The organism is Natrinema limicola JCM 13563, assembly GCF_000337475.1.
Classification (GTDB): Archaea; Halobacteriota; Halobacteria; order Halobacteriales; family Natrialbaceae; genus Natrinema; species Natrinema limicola.
Window position 1 is genome coordinate 1 of sequence record NZ_AOIT01000045.1, and the last position, 899, is coordinate 899.

An 899-nucleotide genomic window follows, 5' to 3' on the forward strand; every position below is an offset into this window, starting at 1 on the left:
GCTACTGTGCCAGCTGGTGGATCGCTCGGCTTGAGAGCTGAAGAAGGACGTGCCAAGCTGCGATAAGCCTGAGGGAGCCGCACGGAGGCAAAGAACTCAGGATCTCCGAATGGGAATCCCCACCGCAATTGCTTCGCGCAATGGGGAACGTCGAGAATTGAAACATCTTAGTATCGGCAGGAAAAGAAAGCAAACGCGATGTCGTTAGTAAGGGCGACTGAACGCGATACAGTCCAAACCGAAGCCTTCGGGCAATGTGGTGTNCGGCAGGAAAAGAAAGCAAACGCGATGTCGTTAGTAAGGGCGACTGAACGCGATACAGTCCAAACCGAAGCCTTCGGGCAATGTGGTGTTCGGACTGACTTTCACTTCCCGAAACGCGACACGAAGTCTCTTGGAACAGAGCACGAAACAGGGTGACAGTCCCGTAATGTCGTCGAGTACGGAACGCGTCAGTTCCAGAGTATCGGGGGTTGGATATCCCTCGTGAAGATCGCGGGCATCGACCGCGAAGACTAAACACTCCTCAAGACCGATAGCGAACAAGTAGCGTGAGCGAACGCTGAAAAGCACCCCACGAAGGGAGGTGCAATAGGGCGTGAAATCAGTTGGCGATGGAGCGACAGAGCACACAAGGTCCCGGACAAAACGATCGCAGCGCGAGCTGCTAGTAGGAAGTTTGGGAAGCCGGTGTTCTGTCGTACGTTTTGAAAAACGAACCAGGGAGTGTGCCTGTTTGACGAGTCTAACTCGATTATCGAGGAAGGCGAAGGGAAACCGACATGGCCGCAGTGCTTTGCATGAGGGCCGCCGTGTTCAAGCGCGGGGAGTCAAACGGGCACGACCCGAAACCGGACGATCTAGGCGTGGACAAGGTGAAGCGTGCCGAAAGGCACGTG

At 55.2% G+C, this 899-nt stretch carries 1 rRNA gene; it reads left to right on the forward strand.

Annotated features, from left to right (window positions below):
* Positions 1–899 (forward strand): 23S ribosomal RNA (locus tag C476_RS11530); the annotation flags it as partial.